The following is a 2,962-nucleotide window of genomic DNA, read 5'->3' on the forward strand; positions in this document are numbered from 1 at the left end:
GTCGCGCTTCGTGCGCACCGGCCTGGTGGTGGGGGTTCTCGCCACCACGGCCGCCGTCGCCGCGCTCCTGCTGGTCGCGTGAGCGGTCCACCGGCCGAACCATCGCCCCTGCTCACCCGCCGGGCCCGACCCGGCGTCGCCTGGTGCGTCGAACCGCTTGTGCGACAGAACTATCCGTGCCGGGCGACATCCGCGCAGAGGATGCTCGGCCAGCGGGCCAGATCCTCGGGGGTGTGGGCGATCTCGAGGCAGGCGTTCGGCAGCAGGTCGCGCAGGGCCTCGGCGGTGGAGACGGGGTGGGCGGGGTCGTCGATCCAGGCGAGGACGGTGACGGGGATGTCGATGGTGGCGATGGCCTCGGGCGCGGGCAGGTCGCTCATGGCGGCGCCGCGGAAGAGGGAGGGCAGCAGGTGCGCGGGGACGTCGGGCACGGTTTCGGGGGTGCCGACGGTGGCGGGTGGGCGGGGAGCGGCGAGGTCGGCGCCCAGGAAGGCCTGCAGGCCCTGTTCCTCGATCAGGCGGGCGTTCTTGCGGTAGATCTCGGCCTTGGCGGCGCGGGTGGCCCAGGCGGTGGCGGGGACGAGCAGGGTGAGGCCGGCGAAGCGGGCGGGGTCGCGGACGGCGGCGTGCAGCAGGGTGCCGGTGCCCATGGAGGGGCCGACGCCGTGCACCTTCTCGCCGGGGAACCAGTGGTCGAGCAGCCGGAGCAGGTCGTCGGCGAGGACGGGCCAGCGGTAGTCCTCGGGGACGGGGCGGCCGGTGGACCTGCCGTGGCCGCGGGCGTCGTAGCGCAACAGGCGGGTGCCGGACAGGCCGCGGCCGAGATCGAGATCCATGAGGCGGTCGCGGTGACGGCTGGAGGTGAGGCCGTGGAGCTGGACGACGGGGTGGCCACCCTCGTCGCTCAGTTCGACATCGAGTTCGGCGCCGGGAACGGAGAAGGTCGGCACGGTGGCTCCAGGTGTACGGGTCGCTCGGGAAGGCGCCTAGGATACCGTCATGCGGCTGACCAATGTCGCGCATCTACGCCTCCCGTTCGGCCGTTTGCTCGGCTACGACGTCTCCGTCGGAGCGGTGGGTCGAGCGCTACCGGTGTCCTTCGACCAACGACGCCATGTCGGCGCGGGTGACCGGCCCGGATCGTGGATGGCGCTGTCGTTCAAACTTCCCGCCCCGGTGCCGACTCTCTACCTTGCCGACGCGTGGCTGGCGGTCATCGAACGGCACGGGACGCTGCGGTCGGTGTTCTCGCCGGGACCGGACGGGGAGCCACAGCTGAACGAGGTCGAGATCCGGCCGGGCGCCTGGGTGGAGCACGCGATCGCGCCGGGTCAGGCGGTCAACGACGCACTGCGCACGGTGCTCGACCGGGCCTGCTCGCCGTACGGGCGGCCATCGCACCGGCTGTGTGTGCTCGAGACCGCGGTGGGACCGACGGTGGTGGTCGCCGCCGACCACTCGCACGTGGACATGTGGTCGATGCTGGTGATCGCCCGCGACCTGCTCGCCGCGCTGGCCGCGGTGCGGGCGGGCAAGCCGCCGGAGCTGTCGCCGGTGCCCGCCTTCGCCGAGCACACCCGCGCACTGCGGGACCGGCCCGCCGCGCCGGAGGAGGTGCGCCGCCGCTGGGCCGAGGTGCTGGCCAGCAGCGGCGGGGTGATGCCCCGCTTCCCGCTGCCGCTCGGCGCGGCGACGCTGCACGAGGAGCGGGTGGAGGTCCGCGACGTGCTCGACGTCGACGACAGCGCCGCCTTCTCCGCGCAGGCCCGCGAGGACGGCGTCTCGACGTTGGCCCTGGTGGTGGGCGCCATGACGGAGGTGACGCGCGAGCTGGCAGGCACCCCGCTGCGCGCGGTCTTCCCCGTGCACAGCCGTTACGACGCCACCTGGCACGACTCGGTGGGCTGGTTCATCACCAACTCGGTGCTCGAGTCGGCCGACCCCGATCCCCGGGCGAGCGCGGAGGCGGTGAAGGAGGCGGTCGGCATGGGTTCCTGGCCGCTGGCCGACATCCTGGCGCCGTGGGGCGGAATGCCGGAGGCGCCCGGCATGTTCGCGATCTCCTGGCTGGATCTGCGCAGGCTGCCGGTGCGGGTGGACGCGACCGGCCTGGAGGCGCACTACGTGGGCGCGACGATCAGGACCGACGGCGTGATGCTGTGGTTCATCCTCGACGAGGCGGGCCTGCACCTGCGCTGCCGCTACCCGGACACCCCGGAGGCGCGACGGCACGTCGGGACCTGGCTGGACACGTTGATCGCCCGGTTGCGGGCCAGGGCGCGGGCCTCGGTCGGCGGTCTGCTGCGGCTGGGCGAGCGCACCTACCGGGTGCAGCGGGCGGCGCGCGGCGACGTGCCGGCGCTGGTCGCCCTCCTCTCCGACGACGAGATCGGCCGCACCCGCGAGATCTCCGAGATCGCCCGCTACGAGGAGGCCTACGACGCGGTCACCAGGGACGATTCGCACTATCTCGCCGTGGGGCGCGCCGCACACCCCCGTATCGTCGGCACCATGCAGCTGACGATCATCCCCGGCTTGTCCCGGGGCGGCACCACCCGGTTGCAGATCGAGGGCGTGCGGGTCGCCGCCTCGGAGCGCTCCCGCGGCATCGGCACCGCCATGCTGGAGTGGGCGCACACCCACGGCAGGCACCGGGGCGCCACGCTCGCGCAGATCACCACGGATCGGGTGCGGGAACGCGCGCACGCCTTCTACGCGCGCCTGGGCTACGCCAACGACCACGTCGGACTGAAACGCGCCCTCTGAGCGGGACCGCGCGAATCACACCGGCGCGGGACCCCGCAATCACACCGGCGCGGGACCGCCCGAATCACACCGGCTCGCAGCCTCTCTCACACGAGCGGAGCAGACAGCGAACCGGCCGGGGCCCGAAGGCCCCCGCCGGCCACGGATTGCGGGGGAGCGCGCGGTGGGCGGGGAGGCGCCCACGGTGACGCGGGCG

The 2,962-nt window shown here is 73.7% G+C and carries 2 protein-coding genes; one reads left to right on the forward strand and one right to left on the reverse strand.

Translation table 11 applies throughout. The features are described from left to right. Positions 1-170: 170 nt before the first annotated feature. Entirely contained in the window at positions 171-950 is a 780-nt protein-coding gene (locus tag QH283_RS23375) for an alpha/beta fold hydrolase (RefSeq protein WP_280505090.1), read from the reverse strand. 49 nt (positions 951-999) lie between these two features. Between QH283_RS23375 and QH283_RS23380 the strand changes: the two genes are divergently transcribed. Then, the gene (locus QH283_RS23380) at positions 1,000-2,766 is read left to right on the forward strand and encodes a GNAT family N-acetyltransferase (RefSeq protein WP_280505091.1); all 1,767 of its coding nucleotides are present in this window, start codon (positions 1,000-1,002) and stop codon (positions 2,764-2,766) included. Positions 2,767-2,962: the final 196 nt, after the last annotated feature.

Source organism: Nocardia farcinica (genome assembly GCF_029867845.1).
Lineage (GTDB): Bacteria > Actinomycetota > Actinomycetes > Mycobacteriales > Mycobacteriaceae > Nocardia > Nocardia farcinica_A.

Excerpts from the sequence above, each read along its gene's own strand:
- QH283_RS23380 (WP_280505091.1), top strand. The coding sequence starts at position 1,000 with ATGCGGCTGACCAATGTCGCGCATCTACGCCTCCCGTTCGGCCGTTTG.